The organism is Paraclostridium sp., from assembly GCF_051657365.1.
In the GTDB taxonomy this organism is placed as follows: domain Bacteria; phylum Bacillota; class Clostridia; order Peptostreptococcales; family Peptostreptococcaceae; genus Paraclostridium.
The window spans coordinates 1-1,222 of the sequence record NZ_JBOFKN010000068.1 but is presented as its reverse complement, the minus strand read 5'-3'; the positions used below and the strand labels follow the sequence as shown (position 1 = coordinate 1,222).

Here is a 1,222-nt window from a genome sequence, read left to right as displayed (position 1 = left end):
TTTTATTGTGTGAATGGTATAAGACTTGAGACTAACTTTAACTCAATCAACTATCCGTGCTTAGTCGTTTCTTAGACAATGTTTTAGATATTGGTACGTACTCATATAACTATCTGTAGTATATGGTTAATTTAAGCGCGTTTTATAATAAATTTATTATTTTATTATTGGTATGTCGAAGTGAATATCCGCGTATGATCATTGCAGGGACGTCTACTGTTGGTGAACGCTAATGTCTGTGTTTAGATTGTCTACTTTTTATGAGATAGGCAGATTCACTCTGTATATTTACTGCATATTACTTGCATCCAGCACTATTGTGACAGCGGAAACAAAGAACGGCCTTTGGTCTGCAAATGCATATAATGTAGTGGGTGATGAACCAAAAAAAATCAATGCGCAGCCTGATCATAAATCAGATGGTTCGAATAATAATTTCACAAGTCAATCGTCTAGATTTTATAATCAAAGATTTTCGCCTGAATTTGATATAGCATCTATTCCTGAACTTGAAATTAGTGGAGAATATAAAAATATTGATATAGAGATGCTACTCGCTGAGCAAGCTAAACGAATGGGTGAAACTTATACGAGTTATACAATAAACGATGTTGACTCTAATATAATCTCAGGTGCGTATTTTACGGGGCGTATTCCATCGAAACGTTTAGCCTTTGTTGATAATGAGATCGATAATGTAAAACGACAGCTAAAGAGCTTATTTGAGTTTGAAACAAAAAGTTATGTGGCCTCAGCTTTTAGCGATTTTGGTAATGTTAACGTGGGATTGATGCTAGATGATTCTTTTAGACTGCAAAAATCCTCTATCGATATTCTTTCCTCGTTGAACGAATCTGATGGTAATCTGTTTTTTTTACAGGGAGGAGGACGTTATGATCGGCATGCTAAAACTGCCGTGCTGAATTTTGGTCTAGGGCATAGGCACTTTTTAGGTCCATGGATGGTAGGCTACAATGCGTTTTTTGATCATGAAATTCATAATCACCATAGCCGCATTGGTATAGGTGCAGAGGCGTGGGCCGATTACACAAAGCTATCGCTAAATATGTATGCGCCACTAAGTAATTGGCGAGAGTCTAAAAGTGTTGATAATTATTTAGAGCGAGCGGCGCATGGTTTAGATGTTAATGCGCGTTACTATCTTCCACAATACCCTAATTTATCTTTGTCCGCTAAGGTCGAGCAGTATTTTGGTAATGAA

1 protein-coding gene is annotated in these 1,222 nt (G+C 36.7%); it reads left to right on the top strand.

Translation table 11 applies throughout. The features are described 5' to 3' along the window. Positions 1 to 370 precede the first annotated feature (370 nt). Positions 371 to 1,222: inverse autotransporter beta domain-containing protein (locus tag ACRCYC_RS04305; protein ID WP_438617952.1), on the top strand; the 852-nt coding region annotated here is incomplete at its 3' end.